The sequence below is a fragment of the Allobosea sp. genome, from assembly GCF_030695125.1.
Lineage (GTDB): Bacteria > Pseudomonadota > Alphaproteobacteria > Rhizobiales > Beijerinckiaceae > Allobosea.
The window spans coordinates 1-25,831 of record NZ_JAUYTP010000045.1 but is presented as its reverse complement, the minus strand read 5'-3'; the positions used below and the strand labels follow the sequence as shown (position 1 = coordinate 25,831).

Below are 25,831 nucleotides of genomic sequence, written 5' to 3'. Positions count from 1 at the left end.
GGCTGATAGAGACTTCGTTCGTCAATGAGTGCGCCCAAAAGGCCCAAGGCTAGGTCATCCGTCCATGCTTCTGAAAATCGGTACGCGCCGCAGCCCTCTCGCCATCGCGCAGACGAACTACATCGCCTCGCTGATCAAGGCGAAGCATCCCGACACCGAGTTCTCGCTGCATCCGATTGCGACGATCGCGGACAAGGACCGGGTTTCCGAGTTCCACCAGTTCGGCATCATCGGCGTGTTCTCGACCGAGCATGAGGACCAGCTGACCTCGGGCGAGGTCGATATCGTCGTGCATTCGCTGAAGGATCTGCCGACGACGCTGCGCGAGGGCCTGGTGCTGGCGGCGGTGCCCGAGCGCGTCGACCCCCGCGACGTGCTCTGCGGCGCGACGCTGGCGGATCTGCGCCAGGGCGCGCGCGTCGGCACCGGCTCGCTGCGCCGGCGCTCGCAGATCCTGAGCCTTCGGCCGGATGTCGAGGTCGTGCCGATCCGCGGCAATGTCGGGCCGCGTCTGGCCAAGATCAACGGCGATGACGGGCTCGACGCGGTGATCCTGGCGCAGGCCGGCCTGCAGCGGCTCGGCCTCGAAGGCGCGACCTCGGAACTGCTCGATCCCGTGCTGTTCCCCTATGCGATCGGGCAAGGCGCGCTCGGCGTGCAGGCGCGCGACGACAACCCGACGATCCTGGCGATGCTGAAAGACATCGAGCATCCCAGGACGCGCGCCGAGGTCGATTGCGAGCGGGCGATGCTGCATGCGCTGGGCGCCGGCTGCAGCCTTCCGGTGGGCGCGAGCGCGACCTGGCAGGGCGACAGGCTGTACCTGCACGCCCAGATCACCTCATTCGACGGCGGCAAGCGGATCACCGCCAGCGATGAGCGGCCGGGCCGCGAGGCTGTCGAACTCGGCCTCGCCACCGCCGAGGCGCTGCGGCTCGCCGGCGGCGTCGATGTGCTCGAGGCGTCCTATCGCAGCGTCGGCGCCCATTTCAAATATGTCGGCGCCTAGGCGGGGCGGTTCCGGGGCGATGCGTCGGGGTTCATCCGCCAGACCGTGAAGTTCAGGCACGCCGCGAAGCTCACCCAGACGAGATAGGGGACGAGCAGCCAGGCTGCGAGCGAATCGATCGGCGCAAACAGTACGACCAGCGCCAGGATCGAGAGCCACAGCGCCGACACGTTGACGAAGGCGAGGTCCATCCGGCGCAGGCCGAAGAACATCCCCGACCACATCGCGTTCAAGACGAGCTGGAGCCCGTAGACCGTGAGCGCCAGCCCCGCGCCGGCAAAGCCGGCCTTGCGCCAGACCAGCCAGCCCGATGCCGCGATCATGCAGTAAAGCAGCGTCCAGGCCGGCGGAAAGAGCCAGTTCGGTGGCCGCCACCAGGGCTTGGCCAGGCCTTCATACCAGGCGCCGGGCTTGAAGATCGCCCCCGAACTCGCCGCCACCACGCAGGCCACCACGAACCCCGCCAATCCCAAGCCATCGGTCAACGTCATGAAGTGCAGAGCCCGCTTGTTCGCGTCAGGGACAGGTGGTCAGGCTAGCACATCTGCGGTGCGGGGTGCTGTCGAAACATGGCCGCCGGTCATGCTGTTCGTTTTGGCGAGCGTCAGCAGCATGCGGGCATCGATGCCCGCATCGCCTGGATCTGCGTGCCCGTCAGATGTTCAGCGCCCAGCGGATGGCGAGGCCGACCACGGTCAGGCTGAGGACGCCGGCGGCCCAATAGGCAACGAACCAGCCCAGGCGCGCGAGCGTCCCGGGCTTGTCGGCGGTGTCCCGGCGGCCGGCGGCCATCAGTGATAGCCCCCGACCGCGTTCACCTTGCCGCGGAAAACCCAATAGGAATAGGCGGTGTAGGCCAGGATCAGCGGGATCAGGACGACGGCGCCGACCAGCAGGAAGGACAGCGAGTTGTCCGGCGCGGCCGCCTGCCAGATCGTGACGCTGTTAGGCACGATATGCGGGTAGAAGCTGATGCCGAGTCCGATGAAGCACAGAACGAACAGCCCCTGCGCCGCCAGGAAGGGGCTGAGTTCGCGTCGCCGGGTCAAGCCCCGCCAGAGCACGAAGCCGAGCGCCATCACCGCCAGCGGCACCGGGCCGACGAGCAGGATCTGCGGCCAGACCAGCCAGCGCTCGAGGTAGTTCGCGCTGAGCATCGGCGTCCAGGCGCTGACCAAGCCGATCAGCAGCAGCGTCGCGGGCGCGACCCAGCGCGCGATGGCATAGGCCCGGTGCTGGACGTGGTTTTCGGTCTTGAGGATCAGCCAGGTCGCGCCCAGCAGCGCATAGCCGATGACCAGCGCGACGCCGGTGACGAGGCTGAACGGCGTCAGCCAGTCCCACCAGCCGCCGGCATAGGCGCGCCCGACGACCGGGATACCCTGCACGAGCGCGCCAAGCGCGACCCCTTGAGCGAAGGCGGCGACGATCGAGCCGAAGGCGAAGGACCAGTCCCAGAGAAACTGGCCGCGCTTCGTCTTCCAGCGGAACTCGAAGGCGACGCCCCGGAAGATCAGGCCGAGCAGCATGACGGTCAGCGGCACATAAAGTGCCGGCAGGATGATCGCATAGGCGAGCGGGAAGACGGCGAGCAGTCCGCCGCCGCCGAGCACCAGCCAGGTCTCGTTGCCGTCCCAGACCGGCGCAACCGAATTCATCATCTCGTCGCGATGGGCCTCGCCGGGGATCAGCGGAAACAGGATGCCGACGCCGAGGTCAAAGCCGTCGAGCACGACATAGGCCAGGACGGCGAAGGCGATCAGCGCCGCCCAGATGAAGGGGAGATCGAGCATCATGGCATCGGCTCCTTCAAGGGGCGACCGGAAGGGCGCCTTTGGCGTCCATCACGGGGCCGGGCATGATGCCGCCGGCGCGCACCGGCTCGTCGGGCGCAAGCCCGCTTTCGGCGACATGCGGCGGGTGGTTCATCAGGCGCAGGATGTAGAAGGTGCCGGCGCCGAACAGGGCGAAATAGACCACGATGAAGGCGACGAGCGAGGCGCCGACGGCCGCGGCGTCGATCGGCGAGACCGATTGCGCCGTCGTCAGCAGGCCGTAGACCGTATAGGGCTGACGGCCGACCTCGGTGGTGATCCAGCCGGCCAGCACCGCGACGAAGCCGGCCGGCCCCATCAGGATTGCTGCCCGCAGGAACGGCCTGGCATCGTAGAGCTGGCGACGCCAGCGCAGATAGAGGCTGAGGGCGCCGATGCCCAGCATGGCGAAGCCGATGCCGACCATGACGCGGAAGCTCCAGAAGACCACGCCCACCGGCGGCTGCAGATGCTCGGGGATCGTGTCGAGCCCGGCCAGCGGCGCATTGAGGTCGTGCTTGAGGATCAGCGATGAGAGCTTGGGGATCTGGATCGCATAGTCGATGCGCTTCTCGGCGCTGTTGGGGATGCCGAACAGGATCAGCGGCGCGCCGTCCGGATGGCTCTGGTAGTGCCCCTCCATCGCCATGACCTTGGCGGGCTGGTGCTCGAGCGTGTTGAGGCCGTGGAGGTCGCCGGCAAAAATCTGGATCGGTGCGACGATCGCCGCCATCCACATCGCCATCGAGAACATGATGCGCGCGCCTTCATTGCCGCGATCGCGCAGAACATGCAGCGCCCCCACCGCGCCAACGACGAAGGCGGTCGTCAGATAGGCGGCCAGCAGCATATGGACGAGCCGGTAGGGGAAGGACGGGTTGAAGACGACCGCCCACCAGTCGGTGGCGACGAACTGGCCGACCTCGTTGATGGCGTAGCCGGCGGGCGTCTGCATCCAGCTGTTCACCGACAGGATCCAGAACGCCGACATGAAGGTGCCGAGCGCGACCATCAGCGTTGCGGCGAAATGCAGGCGCGGGCCGACACGCGACAGGCCAAACAGCATCACGCCCAGGAAGCCCGCCTCGAGGAAGAAGGCCGAGAGCACCTCATAGCCCATCAGCGGCCCGATCACCGGGCCGACCTTGTCGGAGAACACGCTCCAGTTCGTGCCGAACTGGTAGCTCATGACGATGCCGGAGACGACGCCCATGCCGAAGGCGACGGCGAAGATCTTCTTCCAGTAGTTGAACAGGTCGAGAAAGACTGACCGTCCGGTCCACAGCCAGAGGCCGTTGAGGACGGCGAGATAGCTCGCCAGGCCGATCGAGAACGCCGGGAAGATGATGTGGAAGCTGACGGTGAACGCGAACTGGATGCGCGCCAGCATCAGGGCTTCGAGACCGAACATGTTCGCCTCTTTCAAAATCCGCTAGGGCGCCTGAGTGATAGAACGATCCTCCGACAAAGCAATTTTCATCACAAAGCCTTGATGTCGCAGGGGCGCGGCGCCCCCCGCGGCGGCCCGCGCCGCTGTCATGGCGATGAGCCGCCCGCCGCAGGCAACCGGCCCTTCAGCTCCCCTCAATACCGGTCGGGGACGTGCAGCTCGGGCGGGACGGCCTGGCGCTGATAATCGGGGTGGCGCACGCGCGCCGGCAGGGTGATGTCCTGCTTGGGCACGTCCTCATAGGGGATCTGGCTGAGCAGATGGGCGATGCAGTTCAGCCGCGCCTTCTTCTTGTCGACGGCCTGGACCACCCACCACGGCGCATATTCGGTGTGGGTGCGGTCGAACATCTCCTCCTTGGCGCGGGTGTAGTCCTCCCAGTGGACGCGGCTTTCCATGTCCATGGGCGAGAGCTTCCACTGCTTGAGCGGATCGGCGATCCGCATCTGGAAGCGGAACTCCTGCTCCTCGTCGGTGATCGAGAACCAGTACTTGATCAGGATGACGCCGGAGCGCACCAGCATGTGCTCGAACTCGGGCACAGAGCGGAAGAACTCCTCGAGCTCGGCGGGCGAGCAGAAGCCCATGACGCGCTCGACGCCCGCGCGATTGTACCAGCTGCGGTCAAACAGGACCATTTCGCCGGCGGTCGGCAGATGCGGGACATAGCGCTGGAAATACCACTGATGCTTCTCGCGCTCGGTCGGCGCCGGCAGCGCCACGACGCGGCAGACCCGCGGATTGAGGCGCTGCGTCACGCGCTTGATCGCACCGCCCTTGCCGGCGGAGTCGCGCCCCTCGAAGAGCACGACGACCTTGAGCTTCTTGTACTGGATCCAGTCCTGCAGGCGCACGAGCTCGTGCTGCAGCCGGAACAGCTCGCGGAAATAGACCTTGCGGTCCACCGTCGATCCGGCCGGGCCGATGCCCTCGGCAACCAGGTCATCGAGCCGGTCCTCCTCGAGCTGCATCTCCAGTTCTTCATCGAAGCTGTCGGCGATCTCGGCTTTGATGCGGTCTAGATCAGCAGTCATGGAAGGGGGCCTTCGAGCTGGCTTTGGCGGGGAGATCGGCTTTCGGCCGCTGGCCAGGCGAGGGGCGCCCGGGATCCTCGGCCGCAGGGTCACGGCGGGCGATCATGACTGTGTCGATGGTTTCGATGACGGTACGATGAAACCGCATCGCGCGAGCCACAGGCTCCGCATCGACGCTCGCCTCAGGCCAGGGGCTGCGGGGCTGACCAGAAGCCCGCCCCGCCTCCGCCGCGTTACTTCGGCGCGTTCTTGCGCAGCCATTCGCGCATCTCGGCGATCTCGCGCTCCTGGTCCTTGATGATCTGCGCGGCGAGCGTCTTCGTCGTCTCGTCCTTGGCGTGAGCCAGCGCGACTTTTGCCATGTCGATCGCGCCTTGATGATGCGGGATCATCTTGGTGCGGAAGTCGATGTCGGCATTGCCGGTGTAGGGCACGGCCATGTCGTGCATCATTGTCATGTCGGCGCTCTTGAAGTCCTTCGTCGAGGCCGCGTCGCCGGGCGCCGGCATCATCGTCTTCATCATGGCCTGCATGGACTCCATGCTCATCGTGCCTGCGCCGGCGCCCATCTGACCCATCGGCGCAGCGGCGCCGGGCTTGGGAGCGGCGCCGTGCCCGCCATGCCCCTGGTGGGAGGATTGCGCGACAGCGGGAGCGGCAAGGGCGAGGAGGATCAGCGCGGTCGGGATCGAACGTGTGATGGGTGTTGAACGGGTCATGGGTCGTGTCCTTCTTCGGGGGTCAGTTGTTGGTGAAACGGGCCTGCAGCGCGTGGCCGTCGGCGAGCGTGGCGGAGATGACGATGCGCGCGCCCGTCCCCAGCGGTTGGGCGAGCGTCCCGACCAGCTTGTTGGGCTCGACGGCGCTGAGCGTCACCGTCGCGGTCTTGCCAGCGTCCTGGACGATGGCGCGCGCCGCCTTCGTGCCCGCCGAGGCCAGGGGCTTGTCGACGGCGTCCGTCAGGTAGAGGACGAGCTCGGTTCCCTTCGCGACCATCTCGACATGGCGCCCGGCGACATCGACGAGCGGGCCGCCATTGGGGCCTTTCGACAGTTCATGGGCCGAGGCGCTCGAGACGAGGCCGAGAAAGGCGATGGCGGTGATCCTGTTGAGCATGGCTGGTCTCCTTGGACGGTTCAGAAGGCTTCCTGGGGCGATGAGCCGTCGTCGCTCGCCATGCGGCTGGCGACGATGCGCTCGAGCGGCTTGCGGCCGAAGGTCAGGAACAGGACGGGCGTCAGCACCGTGTCGATGATCGTCGCCGAGATCAGGCCGCCGAAGATCGTGATCGCGACCGGGTGCAGGATCTCGCGTCCGGGCTGGTCGGCACCATAGAGCAGCGGGATCAGCGCGAGCCCCGCCGAGAGCGCCGTCATCAGGACGGGCGTCAGCCGCTCCAGGCTGCCGCGGATGACGAGCTCGCGCCCGAAGCGCTCGCCCTCGTAGAGGGTCAGGTTGATGTAGTGCGAGACCTTGAGGATGCCGTTGCGGGCCGAGATGCCGGCGAGCGTGATGAAGCCGACCATCGAGGCGACCGAGAGCGGCTGCCCCGCGAGGTGCAGCGCCACGACGCTGCCGATCAGCGCGAGCGGGATGTTGCCCATGATGATCAGCGCCAGCACCGCCGACTGGTAGCGGGTGAACAGCACCACGAAGATCAGCGCCAGCGACACCAGGCTGAGCAGCCCGATCCGCAGCGTCGCCTCCTCCTGCGCCTGGAAGGTGCCCTCCATGCGGGTGACATAGCCCTGCGGCAGCGGCGTCTGCGCGACGACCCCGCGGATGTCGGCGATGATCGCCGCCATGTCGCGCTGGCCGTCACCATTGCCGTAGACCGCGATGCGGCGCTGGCCGTTCTCGCGCTGGATCTGGTTGGGACCGTCGGTCTCGGAGACCGAGGCGATCAGGCGCAAGGGCAGGTGGCCGCCGGGCGTCGCGATCAGCAGATCCTCGAGCCCGGTTGTCGAGCGGTCCTGGTCGGAGAGCCGCAGCACGACGTCGTAGCGGCGGTTGCCGTCGACGATCTGCGACACGGTGCGGCCGTTGGAGAGCGTCTCCAGCGCCTGGGTGACGCTGGCCGGCGTCAGCCCGTAGAGCGCCGCCTTGTCATGGTCGACGTCGATGCGCAGCTGCGGGATGCGGACTTGCCGCTCGATCTGGAGATCGACGAGGCCGGGCACGGAGGCGAGCCGCTCGCGCAGCGTCTCGGCGAGGCTGCGGATCGTGTCGAGGTCCTCGCCATAGACCTTGAGCGCGATCTGGGCGCGCACGCCCGAGAGCATGTGGTCGAGCCGGTGGCTGATCGGCTGGCCGATATTGACCGAGACCGGCAGCACGCTCAGCGCCGTGCGGATATCGGCGTGGACCGCTTCCTTGGGCCTGTCCGAACGGTGGAGATCGATGTCGACCTCCGAGGAATGGACGCCCTCGGCGTGCTCGTCGAGCTCGGCGCGGCCCGTACGGCGGCCGATCGACTTCACCTCGGGGACCCTGAGGACGAGCTGTTCGGCGAGCAGCCCGAGGCGGTGGCTTTCGGCCAGCGAGATGCCCGGGTTGTATTGCAGCGAGACCACCAGCGTGCCCTCGTTGAAGGGCGGCAGGAAGGTCCGCGGCAAGAGCGTCGCGCCATAGACGGCCAGCGCCACGCCGATGCCGACGACGGTGACGAGCAGCGCGCGGGTCTCGAAGGCGAAGCGCAGCAGCGCCGCATTGCCCCGCTTGAGATGGCGCACGACGAAGGAGTCGCGCTCATGGCCGCTGGGAGCGCGCGACAACAGGTAATAGGCCATCACCGGGGTCAGCGTGATCGAGACGATCAGCGAGGCCAGGATCGAGACGATGTAGGCGATGCCGAGCGGCGCGAAGAGCCGCCCCTCGATGCCCGACAGCGCAAAGAGCGGGATGAAGACGAGGATGATGATCGCGGTGGCGTAGACGATGCCCGACCGGACCTCCTGCGAGGCGGCCGCGATGACCGCCAGCAAGGGCCTGGGCGCGGCGCTCTCCCGGTTCTGCTTCAGCCGCCGCAGGATGTTCTCCACATCCACGACGGCATCGTCGACCAGTTCGCCGATCGCGATGGCGAGCCCGCCGAGCGTCATGGTGTTGATGGTCAGGCCGAAGGCCTGGAAGACCAGCACCGTCGTCAGGATCGAGACCGGGATCGCCGTCAGCGAGATCAGGGTCGCGCGGATGTTCATCAGGAAGAGCAGCAGGATGACGGCGACGACGCCGGCCGCCTCCAGCAGCACGCGCTCGACATTGGCGATCGAGGTCTCGATGAAGCTCGCCTGCCGGAACTGGACATTCGTCGCGGAGATGCCGGCGGGCAAGGTCTTCTGGATCTCGGCCAGTGCCGTCTCGACCTGGCGGGTCAGCGCCACGGTGTCGGCTTCGGGCTGCTTCTGAATGCCGATGATCACTGCCGGCCGGCCCTGGTAGCCGGCGTCGCCACGCTTGACCCGGGCCGCGAAGTCGACGCCCGCGACCTGATGCAGCAGGATCGGCTGCCCCTGTCGCTGCAGCACGACGGTGTTGCGCAGGTCCTCCAGCCGCTGCGTCAGCCCGACATTGCGGATCAGGTATTCGCGCCCCTGCTGGTCGATGAAGCCGCCGCCGGTGTTGGTGCCGAAGCGGGTGACCGCCGCCTCGATCTGTTCGGGCGAGACATCGAGCGCCTGCATGGCGGCGATGTCGGGCGTGATCCGGTACTGGCGGACCTCGCCCCCCATCGGGATGACCTGCGAGACGCCGGCGATGTTCAGGATCTGCGGCCGGATGATGAAGTCGGCGATCTCGCGGACCTCCATCGGGGAGGCGCGGTCGGCCGTCACCGCGACCAGCATGATCTCGCCCATGATCGAGGAGACCGGGCCCATCTGTGGGTTGACGCCGCGCGGCAGCTGCTCGCGCACCAGCGACAGCCGCTCGGCGACGAGCTGGCGCGACCGGTAGATGTCTGTGCCCCAGTCGAACTCGACATAGGTAATCGAGAGGCCGACGCCCGAGACGGAGCGCACGCGCAGCACGCCTGGCATGCCGTTCATCGCCGTTTCCAGCGGATAGGTGACGAGCTGCTCGACCTCCTGCGGCGCAAGCCCCTCGGCTTCCGTCATCAGCGTGACGGTCGGGCGGTTGAGATCGGGGAAGACGTCCACGGGAACGCGCGGCAGCACATAGCTGCCATAGGCCATCAGCACGAGCGCGGCGGCGATGACGAAGAGCCGGTTTCGCAGGCTGGCCGAGACGAGGAGGTTGAACATCGCGCCCTCGTCTCAGCGGATCTGGTTGAGATGTTCGGCGCCGCGCACGACGATGCGTTCGCCCGGCGCGACGCCGGAGCGGATCACCAGCCTTGTCGCGTCGAACGGTTCGGTGCGGACGGGCCTGGGCTCGAAGCGCTCGGGATCGGTATGGCGCCAGACCAGCGCCTCGCCATTGCCGCCGCGCACGACGGCATCGCGCGGCAGGATGATGCCGCTGACGCTGGCGCCGTTGCGGGCCGTCACCCGGACAGGCTGGCCGATCGCGACCGTGGCGGGCGGGTCCTCGACGGCGAAGTGCACCAGTGTCGCCTGCTGCTGCAGCGCCCGTCCGGTGCCCCGGAAGGACAGGCTGAGCGGCTTTCCGCCGGGCAGCAGCGCCGAGGCGCCGTCGAGCTGCGAGAGGTCGACATCGCCATAGGACAGGGCCTCGACCCACAGGCCCGCGGGATCGACGATCTGGAACAGGACGTCCTGCGAGCCGACGACCTGCCCCGCCACGACCCGCACCGCTGAGACCACGCCGTCGAGCGGCGCGCGCAGCAGTTCGGGCTCGATCCGGATGCGCCCGACGATCTCGCGCCGCCGCATCAGCCCGGCGAGCTCGATCTCGAAATCGATGACCTGGCTTTGCGGCGCGATGGCGCGCTCGGCCAGGCTGCGCGAGCGCTTCAGCTTCGCCTCGACCATGGCGATCTGCTGTTCGATCTCGCCGACGCGCTCGGCGATGGTGGTGCGGTCGGCCTGCGGCACGGCCTGCTCGACGGAGGCGAGGATGTCGCCGCGCCGGACGCTCTGCCCTAGCCGCGGCAGGCCGCTCTCGGGCGCAACGATCCGGCCGCCGGTGATGCTCTGGACCTGGCCCGAGCGGTTGGGATCGGCGATCACGCGGCCGACCAGGGCCAGGGTCTTGCGCGCTTCCTCGCTCTTGGTGACCTGGGTGCGGATCTCCAGCAGCCGCTGCGTTGGCTTCGGCGCGAAGACCGACCCATCCGCGAGACGGCGGGGGGTGTCGCCGGCGGGCGGTGCCGCCTTCGCGGCCTCGCCATGATCATGGCCCTCATGGGCGCTCGCCAGGTCCGTCCCCGCGATCAGCAGCACGAGGACGAGGCCGGTCAGGGACAGGGCCGGGCGCGAGCGGCGGAGTGTGGCGCCGAGCAGGAGCCCGACAGCCAGCGCCGCGCCCATGGCCAGGTAAAGGACCGGCACTGGCCGGCCCGCGATGACGACGCTCGCAGCCTGAGCGGAGGCGTGGCCCGATCCGGCAGGAGCGCCGGCCGCCGGAGCGGGGGCGGCCGGGCGGTCCAGCGTCCCGATCAGGAGGTCGTCGCCGCCGGGATGGGTGATGGCGAAGACGAGTTCCAGCGGGCCCGCGCCGACGAGCCGGTCCGAGGCCAGCACATAGGTCCCCTCCGGCGTCTGTGTCGCCGCGATATCCGCGCCGGTGCCGATCGTCACGACGAGGCCGGCGTCGGTGACGGGGGCGTTGCCGGCATAGCGGTCCAGGAACAGCGTCAGCCGGTCGCCACGCAGGATGCCGACGAGCTCATAGGCGTCGGAGTGCAGGGCGATCCGCGGCGAACCCGTCGTGGCGACGGGAGCGGGCGGAGCGCCATGGTCGTGGCCCTCATGGGCCGCGAGCGGGGCAACGGACAGGAGGGAAGCCAGCGCCAAAGGCGCCATCAGGCAGCGTGCGAGGCTGCGGACGAACGAAAACATGAAACGAACCCATCACGATCGGCATGACCATCCGGCGGCGCGGCTGGTCAGCCGGCCGACGCTCAAGCGATGTCGATGGTTCGTGGAGGTCTCGCCTGCAGGCCCGGCTCCCGGACCGGAGAGGCGCGCTCGGGCGCCATGTCGAGCCGGATCTGGTGAGGGATCCGCAGCGGGAGAGACACGACGTCGTGCTCAATCGCGGCGACGGTGCAGATCGTGCCGCAGCAACTCCGGCCCTGCGCGCTTTCGTCCGGCGGGCAGCCCGTCGGAAGCGGTGTGCCGATCGCCTCCGGGTCACAGGGGGCGGCCGTCTCGGCCGCGCGCGGAGCGGCGGCGATCGGCGCGCGCGCATCGTGCTGCCGGGGTTCGGCCGCTGGCGCAACGGCCCTGGGCGCCGCGCCATGGCCGGCATGCGCGTTCGCCGGCAAGGCCCAGGCGAACGACAGCAGGACGACCAGCGCGATCGCCTTCAGTGCCTTGGCCAGGACGTCGAATGCCGCCACGTTGCTGCGCCGATCCAGTATGAGCAGACGGTGAGATGGAGCTTCCCATGGGGGAAGGTCAAGAGGCGGCGTGAAGAGTCGGCTGCCGACCGATGCGCGTGGTGAACGGCCGGGCAAAGCTGCTCGCGCTCGCCCGCGGCCCTGCTGAATCTCGCGCAATCGCGACGCGCAGACGATATGATCCGATCTCAGAGCGTTGTCTCGACCGTTCCGTCGGTGCGGACGAAGATGACGTCCTTGCCCATCGCTTGCGCGAGAGGCAGCCCTTTCTGCGCTCCCATCACCAGCAGGGCCGTGGCCCAGGCATCGGCCTCCAGGCAGGTCTGCGCCAGCACCGTGACGGACGCCAGCCCATTCTCCAGCGGCAGGCCGCACCGCGGATCCATGGTGTGCGAGATCGTCCGCGCGCCGATATCGCGATAATGGCGGTAGTTTCCGGAGGTCGCGACGGCGCGGTCCTCGAGTTCGATGACGCCCATCGCCTCGCGGACGCCCCGCACCGGACGCTCATGGGCGACGGCCCAGGGCGTTCCGTCGGGCTTGGCCCCGCCGGCGCGCATTTCGCCGTCGATGCCGACCAGCCAGGCGGGGATCGAAAACTGGCGCATCACGTGCGCCATCTCGTCGACCCCGTGCCCCTTGGCGATGCCCGACAGGTCGAGCGCGAGGGGCGCGTGCTTGCGCGCCCGGCGCAGGTGCGGATCGAGTTCGAGCGCCTCTGCCGTGATCGCCGGTTTCGGCACGGCAGGGCCTCCCGGAAGGCCGTCGCCGGGGGCCGGTCTGGCCCCGAAGCCCCAGGCGCCGACGAGGTCGCCGACGCCGATGTCGAAGGCACCCTGCGACTGCCGGCCGATCCGCAGGGACGCCTGCAGGACGCTCATCAATTCCGCGGGAACGGGCACCCAGACCCTGATGGCCGCATCATTGAGGCGGTTGAGGTCCGATTCAGGCTTCCAGGTCGACATCTGGCGGTCGACCCGATCCAGCGTCGACTGCAGGGCGGCGGCGAGCCTGCGCTCATCGACATCGCCGGAGCCGTAGAAGACCGCCGAATAGCGCGTGCCCATCGTCGGCCCGCTGAGGCTGCGGCGCTCCGCCGCCGGGTGGTCAGTAGACATCTTCGCGGTAGAGCCCGCTCGCCTTGAGCGCGATCGTGCTCAGGCCCATCGGGGCCAGGATCGCGTCGAGCGCCTGGGAGACGCCGCCGGACATCTCGCGCCCGCCGCAGACCATGATCTGGGCGCCGCGCTGTAGCAGCGCAGCCAGATGCGGGCCATCGCTCGTCAGCCCGTCCTGCACATAGCCGCCCGCTGCGACCCGCGAGAAGACGGCGTTCAGCGCAGTCAGGCGCCCGTCGGCCATGCAGGAGGCGAGATCTTCGCGGTAGAGGAAGTCGGAGGCCGGGGAACGCCCGCCCCAATAGAGATGCGCCTCGCGATGCGACCGGTTGGCGCGCAGGAACCCCATCAGCGGCGCGATGCCGGCCCCGGCGCCGATCAGGATCAGCGGCGTAGCCTGGGCATTGGGCCGGAAGGCGGGGTTGGCCTTGATGAAGCCGTCGATCCGGCCGCCGAGCGGCAGGTCGTTGAGAAAGCCCGAGCAGAGGCCGCCGGGCTGCTTGCGCACGCAGATCTCGAGGATGCCCTCGCGCGCCGAGGAGGCGAGCGAATAGTAGCGCGGCACGGTGCTGCCGGGCGGGAGGATGCCGACGAGATCGCCGGCCTCGAAGGGCGGCAGCGAGGCCGGGAACAGGCGCCTCCACAAGGGGAGCCCGGGCTGCGCTCCCGGCAGGCGGAAGGTCAGGATGGCGGTCGGCGCCTGGACCTCGGCGCCGTAGTCCACGCGCTTCACCAGTTCGAGCGCCGTGGTCTTCGGCCGTTCCGCGACATGGGCGAGCGTGAGGGCGTGCCCGAGCGCGGTCCCCAGCCTGTCGCCCCAGAGGGCGAAGGACTGCGCCGACTGGCGGTCGATCCGGTCGATCTCGATCAGAGCCGGCCAACCCTTCTTGGCCAGGGCTGCGCCGACATCCTCGGCGAAGCGGCAGAATCGGGGGAAGCTGCGGTCGCCGAAGCCGAGCACCGCGAAGGGCAGCGTCAACGCGCTGCGGTCGAGCCTCGCCAGGAAGCCGCTGGCGCTCGCGGGCGCCGTGCCGTCGCCATAGGTCGCGGTCAGGATCAGCATCCGCGTGGCTTTCGGATAGGCGGGCGCCAGCGCGTTCATCGGCGCCGCGTGGACCTTGTGACCGGCCTGTGTCAGCGCGGCATGGAGCGTCCTGGCAAAGCCCCAGGTGCTGTTGCCCTCGCTGCCGACCAGGATGATCGTGTCGGCCGCGGAGGCCGGGCGGTTGTCGGCGATCCGGGGCAGCGAGCGGCGGCGCTGCCACCAGATCATCGCGCCGGTCACCGCAAAGACCGGAACCGCCAGGGCGGACAGCCCCAGCAGCAGGCCCAGCGGCCACAGGCCCTGGCCGGTGTGGAGCCTATAGATCATCTCGTAGAGCTGCCGGGCGGTCGAATGCGGCTGGAAGGACAGCGCTTCGCCAGTGGTCGCATCGATCTGCGTCACGCCGGCCGCGGTGGTCAGCCGATAGGTGTCGGTCGGGTCGGCCGCATAGGGAAAGGCGAGTTCGCGCAATTCGGCGAGGTCGACGGCCTGCAGCGCCACAAGACTGCCGACTGAGGCGCGCTCGCCGCCAATGCCGGATGACGTCGCCACGGGATCGGCCGAGCCGTCTGGGATCAGCTCGAAACTGGTCAGCGACAGGAAACACCCGGTCATCGCGGTCAGCAGCAATCCGACGATGGCGAGGCGTCCGGCCTGCGCATGCCAGCGCTGGCGGGCGCTGCCGCGGATCGGCCGCAGCCAGGCCGACCAGCCGCCTTGGCGAGCGGCCAGCATCATCGCGCCGGTGACGGTGAGAACCACCATCGCCAGCGCGCCCAGGCCCGCCGCGACGCGGCCGGCCGTACCCAGCAGCAGCGAACGGTGCAGGTTGGTGATGAAGCGGATGGTGGCCGACGGCGTATGCGGGCCCATCACCCGTCCCGTGGCCGGATCGACGACGTCCGCGCCGGCCTTGTCGCCCTCGAAATAGCTCACGACGAGCGATCCGGAGGCGGTTTGGACGATCTTGTCGATCTCGGCATGCTGCGCGCGGGCGGCCTCGGCCAGTGCCGCGACGCTGATCGTTCCCGTGACGACCGAAGGCGCTGCGAAGCGCTCGAGCGCCGGCTGGACCGACAAGACCGCGCCGGTCAGCGCCAGCACCGCGACGAGCAGCGCGGCGACGAGGCCGGGCAGGGAATGGATCTGGCGCAGCATGGCGAAGTCCCGTCCCGGTCACATGTCGAAGGTCAGGGATTTCACATAGCCGCGCCCGGCGACGGGCTTGCCTGCACCAGCCGTCGCCAGCGGCGCCACCGCGTCGCCCGGGACGTCGCTTTCGTTCTCGACGGCACTGTCGACGCGGATCTCGTAGCCGGCGTCGATCAGCGCATCGGCAATCTCGATGCTGACCGTGAGCGACTGTCCGCTGCCGACGCTGGCGCCGGTCGTGCCGTCGATCTTGCCGCCCGAAAGCCTGTTCCAGGCGCTGAGATGCTTGTGATACTTGGCCTTGCCGCCGGCGATCCTGACCGTTTTGGCGAGCTTGCCCTGCGGATCGGTGATGTAGATCGCCAGATAGGCGCCGTCCCCGCCATAGGGCTTCAAGGTCGTGGTGATGCGGACGGGCCGTGCCTCGGCGGCGGCGCTGTGCGCGAGGACGCCGGCGAGACCGAGCGGGAGGGCGAGCGCCAGGGCGCGGGCGAGAGATCTCATGGCAATTCTCCTCATGGCAACGCTCGGGGTTGCGGAAGCGATGCGAGGAGAGATGCGCCGCCAAGCTGACAGCGACCTGAAGACGATCGAGAAAGACGCTCAGCCGGCTTTCAGCGTCGCAGCGGGGAGCCGCACCACAACCTCGAGGCCGCCGGCCTGTCCTGTTGCGGGCGAGATGAAGGCGATCTCGCCGCCGACCCCTTGTGCGATCGCCTGGACGATCGAGAGACCCAGTCCCGCCCCCTCGGCCATGGTGGTGCCGCGCACGAAGCGCTGCGTCACGGCCGCGAGAATCGCTGGTTCCAGAACCGGCCCGGGGCTGACGACGCTGAAGCGCCCGTCATCCGTCAGCGCCACACGCACCGGCTGGCTGGCATCGCCATGCTTGAGAGCGTTCTCGATCAGGTTGCGGGCCAGGATCGCGAAGGCGTCCATGTCCAGCGTCGAGACGAACCGGCCCACCGGTGGCAGCGCGACGGCGACCGCGCCCTCGGCCGACAGATCGTGCAGGACGAGGCGCAATGCCGGCACCAGGTCCTGCGGCGCTTCACCGATCAGGCCGGCGCCCTCCGCCCGGGCGAGCTGGAGCAGCTTTTCCGACAGCCGCGCCAGCCGCTTGAGCGCGCTTTCGATCTCGACCGTCCGGGCGCGGGCGGCACCTTCCGGCAGTTCGGCCCTGAGACGCTGTGCCTGCGCCAGAGCAGCCGCCACCGGCGTGCGCAGTTCATGGGCGCTGTTGGCAGTGAAGCTGCGCTCGGCGTCCAGCGCCCGGCGCACTCGCGCCATCAGCGCGTTCACCGCCTCGGCCACCGGCGCGATCTCAGAGGGGAGGTGGCTGACGGACACCGGCGCCAGATGACCGCTGCCACGCGCCTCGATCTCGTGCCTGAACGCCACGACCGGGCGCAAGGTGACGGCGACCAGAACCCAGGTCCCGGCGATGCCGAGCGGCAGCAGCAGGATCAGCGGCCAGGCGAGGACCTTGATGGCATCGCGGACCGCCTTCTGGCGATGGCCGGGACGCTCGGCAGCGGTGACGACGATCGTCCCGCTGACGGCAATCTCGGTATAGAGCCGCGAACTCGGCCCGTCGCTGAAGCCATGCGCCGGGTTCGGCGGAAACTGGGCGAGATCGGCGTCGTGGGATTGCAGCAACCGGCGGCCCGACGCATCGCGCACGATGTAGGTGATGTACTCGCGGTGTGCGCCGACCGAGGCGATCCGTTGCGGGTCGGAACCGGCATCCGCCTCGCGCGCGAGGATCTCGGTGTAGGCCAGCGGCAGCACCCGCTGCACCACCTCCTGCAGGGCGCTGTCGAAGACCTCGTCGATCTCCCGGCGCAACAACAGGCCCGCGGCCACGGTCGCGAGCAGCCACAGCGCCGTGACCCCGCCGGTGAGCGCCAGCGCGAGCCGCCGCTGCAGACTGCCCCTGGGCGGCCAGGCGACGCGCATCATGGCGGGCTTTTTCCCGTTCCGGCCAGGGTCGCGGCGCCCAACCGATAGCCCATGCCGCGCACGGTTTCGATCACCTCCGCCCCGAGCTTCTTGCGCAGGCGCCCGACATAGACCTCGATCGTGTTGCTCTCGACCTCGCTATCGAAGGTGTAGAGCCGCTCTTCGAGCAGCGCCTTGGAGAGCAGCATGGTCGGGCGCTGGATGAAGGCGTCGAACAGGGCCCATTCGCGCGCGGTCAGGGAGATGGAACAGCCGTCCCGGACAATGCTGCGCGCCGCCAGATCCAGCGTCAGCCCGCCGATCTGCATCAGCGGATTCGGGTTGCCGCCATAGCGGCGCGCCACCGCGCTCAGGCGTGCCGAGAGCTCTGCCAGATCGAAGGGCTTGACCAGATAGTCGTCGGCACCGGCATTGAGGCCGGCGATCCGGTCGGAGACCTGGTCGCGCGCCGTCAGGATGATCACTGCGGTCGTGTCGCCGGCCTGTCGCCGGGCGCGCAGGAAATCGAGACCGCGCCCGTCGGGCAGCATCAGATCGAGCAGGATCAGGTCGTAATGCGCCAGCCGGACAAACGCGCCGGCGTCCGCCAGCCGCTTCGCCCAGTCGACGCCATGACCATCGGCGGCGACCTGGTCGCGCACGGCAGACCCCAGAATCGGGTCGTCCTCGACGAGGAGCACGCGCATGTCGTCATCTGCCTTCCGGAACGGATACCCTCGGTTATGGCACGAAGCTGACAGCGGGCTGAACGCAATCGCGCCGGCCATTCAGGTGAGCGTCAGCTTGGCATGGTTGATGGCGCCATCGCCGCCCTGAGCGGAGGAGGCATCCCATGAAACTCATCCTGCCGATCGTGGCGCTGACGATCCTCGTCGGCCTTGCCGCTCCCGCCCTCGCCAGCCAGCGTTGTTCGGCGCCCATGGCGGAGTGGAAGCCACGCGAGGCGCTGGTCGAAAAGCTGCGCGCCGAAGGCTGGACCATCCGCCGGATCAAGACCGACGATGGCTGCTACAAGGTCCGGGCTGTCGACGCCGAGGGGCGCCGCGTCAAGGCCAAGTTCGACCCCGCCACGCTGGAGCGCGTGGCCCGGGACGGCGACGACGACTGAGGCCTTACGGGCAGCTCCTGCCGGACGAGCGCCGCGGAATCGGCGATGGCCCTGGCCCGACTCAGGTCGCGTGGTCATGCCGTCCTCCGTCCCGTCGTGCCCTTCTTTCCGCCCTTCTGCTCAGCGCAGGAGGCTGGTTTTCGGCGCTGATCTGACCGAGCCTGTCCTGCCCGCTGTGGTTCCATCGCCGCCGCCGGGTTGAATATGACAGTTTTGTGTCACATACCTAGGGCAAGCCGGGTGAACCGGCGCCTTTGGGAGAAGCGTTCGATGAACCTGAAAATCACCTCGATGGCCGCAGCCGCCTCGCTCCTGGCAGGCCTCGGCGCAGGCTGGAGCGGTGCCGCCCTCGCGCAGGACACCTGTCCGCATACCGGCCAGCTCGACACGATGTACTGCGACGCCAACAAGGATCTCGTGGCGGATGCGCCCACCGATCCGAAGAAGTGGAAAGACCCCTCCGCGCTGGTCTGGGCCTATACGCCGGTCGAGGATCCGGCCGTCTACGCCAACATCTTCAAGCCGCTGAGCGACCATCTCGCCACCTGCACCGGCAAGCGGATCGTCTATTATCCGGTCCAGTCCAATTCGGCCGAGATCGAGGCCATGCGCTCCGGGCGGCTGCATTTTGCCGGCTTCTCGACCGGCCCGACCGGCTTTGCCGTGAACCTCGCCGGCGCCGTCCCCTTCGCGGCGAAAGGCTCGTCCGAGGGTGTGCGCGGCTACAACCTCGTCGCCGTGGTCAAGGCCTCGAGCCCCTATCAGAAGCTCTCCGACCTGAAGGGCAAGAAGGTCGCTCACACCTCGCCCTCGTCCAACTCGGGCAATCTCGCACCCCGGGTGCTCTTCCCCGAGCATGGCTTGACGGCGGAGACCGACTACAAGCCGCTGATGTCGGGCGGGCACGACAAGTCGATCCTCGGCGTCGTCTCGGGTGACTACGACATGGGCGCGGTCGCCGGCGACGTCTATGAGCGCATGATCGTGCGCGGCACGATCAAGAAGGAGGATGTGCGCGAGATCTACCGCAGCGCCATCTTCCCGACCTCGTCATTCGCCTACGCCCACGACCTCAAGCCGGAACTCGCCAAGAAGCTGACCGACTGCTTCTACTCCTTCCGCTTCACGCCCGAGATGACCAAGGAGTTCAACGGCGACGACCGCTTCCTGCCGATCACCTACCAGAAGGACTGGGCGGTGGTGCGCGATGTCGCCGAGAAGTCCGGCACGCCCTACAACAAATCGGCCTATGACGCCGAGGCCAAGCGCGAGGCGGACGCGCTCGCCAAGAAGAACGCGGCGCCGGCCAAGGCGCCCTGATCAGCACACGCCGTCGTCAACGAGGTTTTCCCATCATGAGCGCCCTGCCTGTGGCGTCCGGCCAGGGCCGGGCGCTCGTCATCCGAAACCTCGTCAAGGAGTACCGGCCCGGACAGCCGGTGCTGCGCGACATCTCGCTGACGGTCTCCGAGCCGGGCATCGTCGCGATCATCGGCCCGTCGGGCACCGGCAAGTCGACGCTGATCCGCTGCATCAACCGGCTCGTCGATCCGACATCGGGCTCGATCCTGCTCGGCGGCCTCGACCTGGCGAAGCTCCAGGGCGAGGCCCTGCGCCAGGCGCGGCGCCGTCTCGGCATGGTCTTCCAGGAGTACAACCTCGTCGAGCGCCTGACGGTGATCGAGAACGTGCTCTGCGGCCGGCTCGGCTATGTGCCGGTCTGGCGCGCCTGGACCCGGCGCTTTCCGGAGGCCGACATCGCGCGCGCCTTCTCGCTGCTGGAGTCGGTGGGGCTGGGCGAATTCGCCACCCGGCGCGCCGACCAGCTCTCGGGCGGCCAGCGCCAGCGCGTCGGCATCGCGCGTGCCGTGATGCAGGATCCCGATCTGGTCCTCGCCGATGAGCCGACCTCCTCGCTAGACCCCAAGACATCGGTCGAGATCATGGAACTGCTGGCCCAGGTCGGGCGCGACCGCGACATCCCCGTGCTGGTCAACATCCACAACGTCGCGCTGGCGAAGCGCTTCGCACTGCGGATCATCGGCATGTCGAAGGGGCTCGTCGTCTATGACGGCCCGCCGGCCGGGCTGCAGGACAGCCATCTGGCGGAGATCTATGGCGGCGAAGGCTGGATGGAATGAGCGCGCCTCCGCTCGACTCGGGAAGCCTGCGCGCCCGCGCCTTTCCGCCCAACTGGCCGCTGCGCATCGGCGCGGCGCTGTTTCTCGTCTATGTCGCCTATGCCGCGCAGATCCTCGACATCCGCTGGGAGCGTTTCGTCCTGGGGCTCGACAATGGCGCCCGCTTCCTCGGCCGGATGTTTCCGCCCAACACTGCCGCCGACAAGATGCAGCTGCTGTGGTCGGGGATGCTCGAATCGCTGCAGATCGCGATCATCGCGACGGCGGCGGGCGTGCTGCTGGCCCTGCCGCTCGGATTGTTCGCCGCGCGCAACCTGATGCCGCTGCCGGTGACTGTCGCGGCGCGCGGCGTCATCGCGCTGTGCCGCACCTTTCATCCGGTCATCGTCGCCATCCTGTTCGTGAAGGCGGTCGGCTTCGGCGCGCTCGCCGGCGTGATGGCGCTGGTGGTCGCGACGCTCGGCTTCATCGCCAAGCTGATCGCCGAGGCGATCGAAGAGATGTCGATGAAGCCGATCGAGGCGCTGCGCGCCGCCGGCGCGCCCTTCCTGTCGGTGGTGACGATGGGCGTGGTGCCGCAGGTGCTGCCGCGCTTCATCGGTTTCGCGGCCTATCAGCTCGATTCCAACCTGCGCAATTCCGCGCTCGTCGGCCTCGTTGGCGGCGGCGGTATCGGCGCGACGCTGTTCACCGCCTTCCAGCGCTTCGACTATGATTTCGTCCTGACCATCATCATCGCGATCATCGTCACGGTGATGGCGGGCGAGGTGCTCTCCGCTTTCATGCGGCGGATCTACCAGGACGAGGCCCCGTCCGGCCTCGTCGTCGAGAGCCCGAAAGGGCGGCTCTGGCGCCGGTTCACCCCCGTGGAGCGGGGCTTGCGCCTGGCCTTCTGGGGGCTGGCGGGCCTGGCGCTCGGCTGGTCGGTGCAGACCATCGAGGTCATCCCGGAATTTCTCTACGACGCGCCGCAGCAGACCGCCGACCTGTTCGGGCGGATGTGGCCGATCGACTGGCGCTATTTCGGCACGACCGTGGGCACGGCCCTGGTCGAGACGCTGCACACCGCCACGCTGGGCACGATCCTCGCCATCCTGCTGGCCACGCCGGTCGCGCTGATGTGTGCCCGCAACGTCGCTCCGTCGCCCTGGGTCAATGCGCTCGGCCGCTTCATCCTGGTCGCGACGCGCTCGGTCCATACGCTGGTCTGGGCACTGCTCTTCGTCGCCGTCTTCGGGCCGGGCGCACTGGCGGGCGTGATGGCGATCGCCATCCACTCGATCGGCTTCACCGGCAAGTTCCTGTCGGAGGCGATCGAGGAAGCGAAAGCGGGCCCCATCGAGGCGCTGCGCGCCGCAGGCGCCTCGCGCCGCGCCATCCTGCTGAAAGGCTTCTGGCCCCAGGTGAAGCCGGCCTTTCTGGCTGTGAGCTTGTTCCGCTGGGACATCAATGTCCGCGAGAGCGCGGTCCTCGGGCTGGTCGGCGCGGGCGGGCTCGGCGTCGCGCTGCAAGCCTCGATGGACAACCTTTACTGGGATCAGGTCGGCCTCGTGCTCCTGGTGATCTTCGCGGTCGTCGTCGTGACGGAGATTGTGACTGCGACGATTCGATCGCGGGTGATCTGACGGGTAGCGCTTGTGAGCAGCGCGCCCGGGCCGGCATCAGCGGGCGTGACCCCTTTTGGGAGCCCAGCGGCGAAAGGCAGGGCGCAGACGATCACGGCGCGGCCGACGCGGCTCCCGCGCAGGTCGCGGATCGGGCTGCCCCGGATCGTCAGGATGCCAAGCGCGACGAGCCCTGCCGGCCCATGGCCGGGATCGCGCCGTTTCGCCCGTCGCCGTCACCGCGATTCCCCCGCTCGGCCGCCCCGCCGCATCATCAGCATGGGCCCTCAGCGTGGCCCCCCGCGCAACCTGTCTGGCGCGGCCTCGGCAGGCCGGTCTGCGGGCCTCTGCCCGGTTCGTCGATAATCCAGCCCGTTTCGTCGAAATGACGTGGCGTCAGCCATGCCGCTGCCGTGAAGAAAGGCGGGCCGTGCGTTCCAGGACGATGCGCGGCCGGCGCGGGCGCTCGCCCGCAGGGTTGACGGTGGAGACCGCCTCGAAATGGCTATGACACAGGTTTCGGGGCGCGGCATGCGCCAGGCCGGCAAGGCCCGCGCCGCGCTTTTCGGCAGTGTTTCGCTGATCGCGCTGGCCGTGACCGGCGGCGAGGCCGTGGCGCAGATCGTGGAGACCTGGAAGGCGGTGCCGGTCGACGGCGTTTACAGCAACGGCGGCAACTGGGTCAGTGGGACCGCGCCAGTGAACTCCCGGATCGCCGAGTTCGACGCCTCGAACCTCACAGCGATTGACATAACGGGGTCGATTTTCCCCTACGGTATCCGCGTCCTCAGCGGGGATTATGTGTTCGGAATCGGCAATGGTGTCGTGCTGGGCATCAGTGACGGCGGATTCGTCGTTCAAGGCGGGAGCGCAACCATCAATAATCGGGCTGGGGGAACGCTACAGCTCACTAGTATTGGCGTCGTCCGAGGTGCAGTCGTCAACAACGATGCAGGAGCCATCATCTCTCTTGGAGGGGGCGCGTCTCTTGATAACACGGCCATCGCCAATGCCGGCCAGATATCTTTCTCCGGAGGCGCGCGCCTCGGCAACGCCACGCTCGCGACCTCGGCAGGAGGATCGATCACGGTGACAGGCTTTGTCGCCGGCGGAACCGCAGCGCTCAGCTTCACCGGAAATGGCAAGCTCGACATCTCCGGCCTCAGCTCCGCAGGCTTCGCTGTCGGCTCGTTGGCGAGCGCGAGCGCGACCAGCGAGATCATTCTCGGCGCGAAGGGATTGTCGATCGGCGGCAGCAATGCCAGCACGACATTCGCCGGCAAGATCTCGGGCGCCGGCGGGTCTATCACCAAGACCGGAACAGGTATCCTGACCCTGACGGGCAGCAACAGCTACACCGGCGCGACCACAGTCAACGACGGAACGCTGGTGGTCAATGGCGCCATCACGGCCTCGTCGGGCCTCACGGTCGCGGCGGGCGCGACCATCGGCGGCTCAGGGCAGTTGCCCTCGCTGACGGTCAACGGCACGCTCTCGCCCGGCAATTCACCGGGCACGCTCAGCGTCAACGGCAATCTGACGCTCGGCGCGGGCTCGGTCTATGTCGCCGAGGTGCAGGGTGCAGTCTCCGACCGGATCAACGTGACCGGGACGGCCGCGCTCGCCGGCACGCTGCGGATCGTCCCGCTCGGCGGCGCCTATCTGTTTGGCACAGCCTACACGCTGCTGTCGGCCCAGGGCGGGCGCAACGGTTCCTTCGGCTCCGTCGATACGACCGGTTCCTTCGGCGACGGCGTCACCACCGGCGTCGCCTACACCGCGACCGACGTGCAACTGACCCTGACGCCAAAGCCGCTGGCACTGATCGTTGCCGATCCCGCGCCGATCGCCGCCGTGGCCGCGGCCCCTGCAACCCTGGGGCTAGGCTCCGGCCAACGAGCCAATGCCTATGCGGTGGCACAGGGCATCGACTGGGCCGTGGCCGGCGGCGTCGACCCGTCTGCGCTGTTTGCGATCTACAATCTGCCTGCGGCCGCCATCCCCGCTGCCGTGAACCAGCTCTCGGGCGAGGCCCACACTGCCGCTCCCGCCATGGCCAACAGCGCCGCGGGGCAGTTCCTCCACACCATGCTCGATGGATCGGGCGCCGGCAGGCTCGCGGGCGCCTCGGGTGGCCCCGGCGGTGCGGCCGGCTTTACAGCCGACCTGCCGTTGCGGCAGGACGGGCCCGGGCGGGCGCGCTTCGACCCGGCGCGCTTCTCGCTCTGGGGCGCGACATTCGGTTCGACCGGGCGCACCGACGGCGACCGGGTCGCGGGCTCGGCGAGCCGCAACCTCTCCGATGGTCATGTCGCGGTCGGAGCCGATGTCAGGCTCGGCTCCAGCACGGTCGCGGGTCTCGCTGTCGCCGGTGGCCAGTCACGCGCCTCGCTGTCGGGGGGGCTCGGCGAGGCGATGGCCGATGTCTTCCAGGCCGGGCTTTACGGGCGCACCACGCTCGGCACCGTCAATCTCGCCGCGGCGCTCGGCTATGCCCGTCTCGATACCGACACCCATCGCGCGATTCCCGCGCTCGGCCGCACCGGCGTGGCCGCCTCCTATGTGACGCAGGCCTGGAGCGGCCGGATCGAGGCGAGCCTGCCGGTCATGAGCTGGAGCGGCGTCACGCTCTCGCCGCTGGCCGCTTTCCAGCTGGTGCGGGCGAGCAGCCCTGCTGCCGTCGAGCGCGATGGGACGGGCGCCGGTGCTGGCATGCTGACGCTGGCGCGGCGCTCCGACACCACCAGCCGCAGCGAACTCGGCCTGCGGCTGGATGCCGATCTGATCGCTGGCGCCACGCCCGTGACGGGCTTCGTCCGCGCCGCCTGGGCGGCCTATCACCAGCGCGATGTCGAGCTGACCGCCTCGATCAATGGGCTTGCCGGCGCCAGCTTCAGCGTCACGGGCGCGAGGCCCAGCCGCAACGCCGCCCTGCTGGCGGCCGGGGCCGATATCAAGCTCAGCCCCAGCGTCAGCCTCGGCATGCGAGTCGACTCCGAGCTTGCGGCGCATACCCGCCGCATCGGCGGCACAGCCCAGTTGAGAGTCAGCTTCTGAGCCAAGCGACCGCAACGGGACCGCGGCCGGCAGTGGGCTTCTGCCAGTTCCTGATCCGACCTTCCCCTGGAACCCAGCCGAGGTTGCTCCTGCTCGACCTCAGGCGCCATCGGCGCGGCGTCAGGGCGCGGTTCGACCCCGCCTGACGTTTCCTTGACGCGCTCATGGGACGGTTGCCGCATCGGACAAGACAGGTCGTCCTGGTCCATGGTGCCAGCCGGGGACGGCTTCCGCCTCCGGCCAACCGGAAGGACCGCTACCATGCACCCGCTCCACCGCGAGAACCACCTGATCGATCGGATCGGCTGGCTTCGGGCCGCCGTGCTCGGCGCCAATGACGGCATCATCTCGACGGCGAGCCTCGTTGTCGGCGTCGCGGCAGCGGCGAAAAGTGCCGACGAGGTCCTGGTCGCGGGCATTGCCGGTCTTGTCGCGGGCGCCATGTCGATGGCGGCGGGAGAGTACGTTTCCGTCAGCTCACAGTCGGACACAGAACAGGCAGACATGGCCCGCGAGCGCCGCGAGCTTGCAGAGCAGCCTGAGGCGGAATTGGCCGAGCTGACGCAGATCTATGTCGCGCGCGGAGTTGAGCCGGGGCTGGCCCGCGAGGTCGCGGTACAGATGACGGCCAAGGACGCCTTTGCAGCGCATGCGCGCGACGAACTCGGCCTAGCTGGCCATACGATCGCGCGGCCGGTGCAGGCGGCCCTGACGTCGGCGGCCACCTTCGCGGTCGGGGCCGCCATACCCCTGGCGATCGCCGTCACGGTTTCCGCCACCTCAATCAGTTGGGCGGTCTCGGGCGGCTCATTGATCTGCCTTGCTCTGCTGGGCGCGCTCGGGGCCCGCATCG

The 25,831-nt window shown here is 68.7% G+C and carries 22 protein-coding genes; 7 read left to right on the top strand and 15 right to left on the bottom strand.

The window, feature by feature from the left end; all coding sequences use genetic code 11:
* The first annotated feature begins 64 nt into the window (after positions 1–64).
* A complete protein-coding gene (gene hemC, locus Q8S38_RS16240) occupies positions 65–1,009 on the top strand; it encodes a hydroxymethylbilane synthase (protein WP_305681419.1) in 945 nt (314 codons plus the stop codon).
* On the opposite strand, the gene Q8S38_RS16235 is transcribed toward hemC, so the two are convergent.
* The 15 genes from Q8S38_RS16235 to Q8S38_RS16165 form a co-directional block, all read right to left on the bottom strand.
* Entirely contained in the window at positions 1,006–1,500 is a 495-nt protein-coding gene (locus tag Q8S38_RS16235; RefSeq protein WP_305681418.1) for a TspO/MBR family protein, read from the bottom strand. The genes hemC and Q8S38_RS16235 overlap by 4 nt on opposite strands.
* A gap of 163 nt (positions 1,501–1,663) precedes the next feature.
* Positions 1,664–1,801: a DUF2474 domain-containing protein gene (locus Q8S38_RS16230; RefSeq protein WP_305681417.1), complete on the bottom strand. Its 138-nt coding sequence runs from the start codon at positions 1,799–1,801 to the stop codon at positions 1,664–1,666.
* A complete protein-coding gene (gene cydB / locus Q8S38_RS16225; RefSeq protein ID WP_305681416.1) occupies positions 1,801–2,805 on the bottom strand; it encodes a cytochrome d ubiquinol oxidase subunit II in 1,005 nt (334 codons plus the stop codon). The genes Q8S38_RS16230 and cydB overlap by 1 nt, the downstream gene beginning before the upstream one ends.
* Before the next feature lie 13 nt (positions 2,806–2,818).
* The gene (locus tag Q8S38_RS16220; protein WP_305681415.1) at positions 2,819–4,234 is read right to left on the bottom strand and encodes a cytochrome ubiquinol oxidase subunit I; all 1,416 of its coding nucleotides are present in this window, start codon (positions 4,232–4,234) and stop codon (positions 2,819–2,821) included.
* 173 nt (positions 4,235–4,407) lie between these two features.
* Positions 4,408–5,307, bottom strand: a complete 900-nt coding sequence (gene ppk2, locus Q8S38_RS16215; RefSeq protein WP_305681414.1) for a polyphosphate kinase 2 — start codon at positions 5,305–5,307, stop codon at positions 4,408–4,410.
* Between the two features lie 233 nt (positions 5,308–5,540).
* Positions 5,541–6,026, bottom strand: a complete 486-nt coding sequence (gene copM, locus Q8S38_RS16210) for a CopM family metallochaperone (RefSeq protein ID WP_371125900.1) — start codon at positions 6,024–6,026, stop codon at positions 5,541–5,543.
* Between the two features lie 22 nt (positions 6,027–6,048).
* Positions 6,049–6,423: a hypothetical protein gene (locus Q8S38_RS16205; protein ID WP_305681413.1), complete on the bottom strand. Its 375-nt coding sequence runs from the start codon at positions 6,421–6,423 to the stop codon at positions 6,049–6,051.
* A gap of 20 nt (positions 6,424–6,443) precedes the next feature.
* Positions 6,444–9,569, bottom strand: coding sequence for an efflux RND transporter permease subunit (locus Q8S38_RS16200; protein ID WP_305681412.1), 3,126 nt, complete (start codon positions 9,567–9,569; stop codon positions 6,444–6,446).
* Positions 9,570–9,581: 12 nt separating this feature from the next.
* A complete protein-coding gene (locus tag Q8S38_RS16195) occupies positions 9,582–11,288 on the bottom strand; it encodes an efflux RND transporter periplasmic adaptor subunit (RefSeq protein WP_305681411.1) in 1,707 nt (568 codons plus the stop codon).
* 62 nt (positions 11,289–11,350) lie between these two features.
* Complete coding sequence (locus Q8S38_RS16190; protein ID WP_305681410.1) at positions 11,351–11,791, bottom strand: hypothetical protein; 441 nt, start codon at positions 11,789–11,791, stop codon at positions 11,351–11,353.
* 188 nt (positions 11,792–11,979) lie between these two features.
* Positions 11,980–12,909, bottom strand: a complete 930-nt coding sequence (locus Q8S38_RS16185) for an FAD:protein FMN transferase (protein WP_305681409.1) — start codon at positions 12,907–12,909, stop codon at positions 11,980–11,982.
* Positions 12,899–15,112: a PepSY domain-containing protein gene (locus tag Q8S38_RS16180; protein ID WP_305681408.1), complete on the bottom strand. Its 2,214-nt coding sequence runs from the start codon at positions 15,110–15,112 to the stop codon at positions 12,899–12,901. Before Q8S38_RS16180 ends, Q8S38_RS16185 begins: the two co-directional genes overlap by 11 nt.
* An 18-nt stretch (positions 15,113–15,130) precedes the next feature.
* Positions 15,131–15,610, bottom strand: a complete 480-nt coding sequence (locus tag Q8S38_RS16175; RefSeq protein WP_305681407.1) for a DUF2271 domain-containing protein — start codon at positions 15,608–15,610, stop codon at positions 15,131–15,133.
* A gap of 99 nt (positions 15,611–15,709) precedes the next feature.
* The gene (locus Q8S38_RS16170) at positions 15,710–17,065 is read right to left on the bottom strand and encodes an ATP-binding protein (protein WP_371125906.1); all 1,356 of its coding nucleotides are present in this window, start codon (positions 17,063–17,065) and stop codon (positions 15,710–15,712) included.
* Positions 17,065–17,754, bottom strand: coding sequence for a response regulator (locus Q8S38_RS16165; RefSeq protein WP_305681405.1), 690 nt, complete (start codon positions 17,752–17,754; stop codon positions 17,065–17,067). The genes Q8S38_RS16170 and Q8S38_RS16165 overlap by 1 nt, the downstream gene beginning before the upstream one ends.
* 146 nt (positions 17,755–17,900) lie before the next feature.
* Between Q8S38_RS16165 and Q8S38_RS16160 the strand changes: the two genes are divergently transcribed.
* The 6 genes from Q8S38_RS16160 to Q8S38_RS16130 all read left to right on the top strand — a co-directional run.
* Complete coding sequence (locus Q8S38_RS16160) at positions 17,901–18,176, top strand: PepSY domain-containing protein (protein ID WP_305681404.1); 276 nt, start codon at positions 17,901–17,903, stop codon at positions 18,174–18,176.
* Positions 18,177–18,446: 270 nt separating this feature from the next.
* Positions 18,447–19,496, top strand: coding sequence for a phosphate/phosphite/phosphonate ABC transporter substrate-binding protein (phnD, locus tag Q8S38_RS16155; protein WP_305681403.1), 1,050 nt, complete (start codon positions 18,447–18,449; stop codon positions 19,494–19,496).
* A gap of 35 nt (positions 19,497–19,531) precedes the next feature.
* Entirely contained in the window at positions 19,532–20,317 is a 786-nt protein-coding gene (gene phnC / locus Q8S38_RS16150) for a phosphonate ABC transporter ATP-binding protein (RefSeq protein ID WP_305681402.1), read from the top strand.
* A complete protein-coding gene (gene phnE / locus Q8S38_RS25000) occupies positions 20,314–21,942 on the top strand; it encodes a phosphonate ABC transporter, permease protein PhnE (RefSeq protein ID WP_371125899.1) in 1,629 nt (542 codons plus the stop codon). The genes phnC and phnE overlap by 4 nt, the downstream gene beginning before the upstream one ends.
* Before the next feature lie 486 nt (positions 21,943–22,428).
* A complete protein-coding gene (locus Q8S38_RS16135) occupies positions 22,429–24,978 on the top strand; it encodes an autotransporter outer membrane beta-barrel domain-containing protein (protein WP_305681401.1) in 2,550 nt (849 codons plus the stop codon).
* Positions 24,979–25,239: 261 nt separating this feature from the next.
* On the top strand, positions 25,240–25,831 hold a 592-nt coding region (locus Q8S38_RS16130; protein ID WP_305681554.1), incomplete at its 3' end, for a VIT1/CCC1 transporter family protein.

Excerpts from the sequence above, each read along its gene's own strand:
- hemC (WP_305681419.1), top strand. The coding sequence starts at position 65 with ATGCTTCTGAAAATCGGTACGCGCCGCAGCCCTCTCGCCATCGCGCAG.
- Q8S38_RS16235 (WP_305681418.1), bottom strand. The coding sequence starts at position 1,500 with ATGACGTTGACCGATGGCTTGGGATTGGCGGGGTTCGTGGTGGCCTGC.
- Q8S38_RS16230 (WP_305681417.1), bottom strand. The coding sequence starts at position 1,801 with ATGGCCGCCGGCCGCCGGGACACCGCCGACAAGCCCGGGACGCTCGCG.
- cydB (WP_305681416.1), bottom strand. The coding sequence starts at position 2,805 with ATGATGCTCGATCTCCCCTTCATCTGGGCGGCGCTGATCGCCTTCGCC.
- Q8S38_RS16220 (WP_305681415.1), bottom strand. The coding sequence starts at position 4,234 with ATGTTCGGTCTCGAAGCCCTGATGCTGGCGCGCATCCAGTTCGCGTTC.
- ppk2 (WP_305681414.1), bottom strand. The coding sequence starts at position 5,307 with ATGACTGCTGATCTAGACCGCATCAAAGCCGAGATCGCCGACAGCTTC.
- copM (WP_371125900.1), bottom strand. The coding sequence starts at position 6,026 with ATGACCCGTTCAACACCCATCACACGTTCGATCCCGACCGCGCTGATC.
- Q8S38_RS16205 (WP_305681413.1), bottom strand. The coding sequence starts at position 6,423 with ATGCTCAACAGGATCACCGCCATCGCCTTTCTCGGCCTCGTCTCGAGC.
- Q8S38_RS16200 (WP_305681412.1), bottom strand. The coding sequence starts at position 9,569 with ATGTTCAACCTCCTCGTCTCGGCCAGCCTGCGAAACCGGCTCTTCGTC.
- Q8S38_RS16195 (WP_305681411.1), bottom strand. The coding sequence starts at position 11,288 with ATGTTTTCGTTCGTCCGCAGCCTCGCACGCTGCCTGATGGCGCCTTTG.
- Q8S38_RS16185 (WP_305681409.1), bottom strand. The coding sequence starts at position 12,909 with ATGTCTACTGACCACCCGGCGGCGGAGCGCCGCAGCCTCAGCGGGCCG.
- Q8S38_RS16180 (WP_305681408.1), bottom strand. The coding sequence starts at position 15,112 with ATGCTGCGCCAGATCCATTCCCTGCCCGGCCTCGTCGCCGCGCTGCTC.
- Q8S38_RS16175 (WP_305681407.1), bottom strand. The coding sequence starts at position 15,610 with ATGAGATCTCTCGCCCGCGCCCTGGCGCTCGCCCTCCCGCTCGGTCTC.
- Q8S38_RS16170 (WP_371125906.1), bottom strand. The coding sequence starts at position 17,065 with ATGCGCGTCGCCTGGCCGCCCAGGGGCAGTCTGCAGCGGCGGCTCGCG.
- Q8S38_RS16165 (WP_305681405.1), bottom strand. The coding sequence starts at position 17,754 with ATGCGCGTGCTCCTCGTCGAGGACGACCCGATTCTGGGGTCTGCCGTG.
- Q8S38_RS16160 (WP_305681404.1), top strand. The coding sequence starts at position 17,901 with ATGAAACTCATCCTGCCGATCGTGGCGCTGACGATCCTCGTCGGCCTT.
- phnD (WP_305681403.1), top strand. The coding sequence starts at position 18,447 with ATGAACCTGAAAATCACCTCGATGGCCGCAGCCGCCTCGCTCCTGGCA.
- phnC (WP_305681402.1), top strand. The coding sequence starts at position 19,532 with ATGAGCGCCCTGCCTGTGGCGTCCGGCCAGGGCCGGGCGCTCGTCATC.
- phnE (WP_371125899.1), top strand. The coding sequence starts at position 20,314 with ATGAGCGCGCCTCCGCTCGACTCGGGAAGCCTGCGCGCCCGCGCCTTT.
- Q8S38_RS16135 (WP_305681401.1), top strand. The coding sequence starts at position 22,429 with ATGACACAGGTTTCGGGGCGCGGCATGCGCCAGGCCGGCAAGGCCCGC.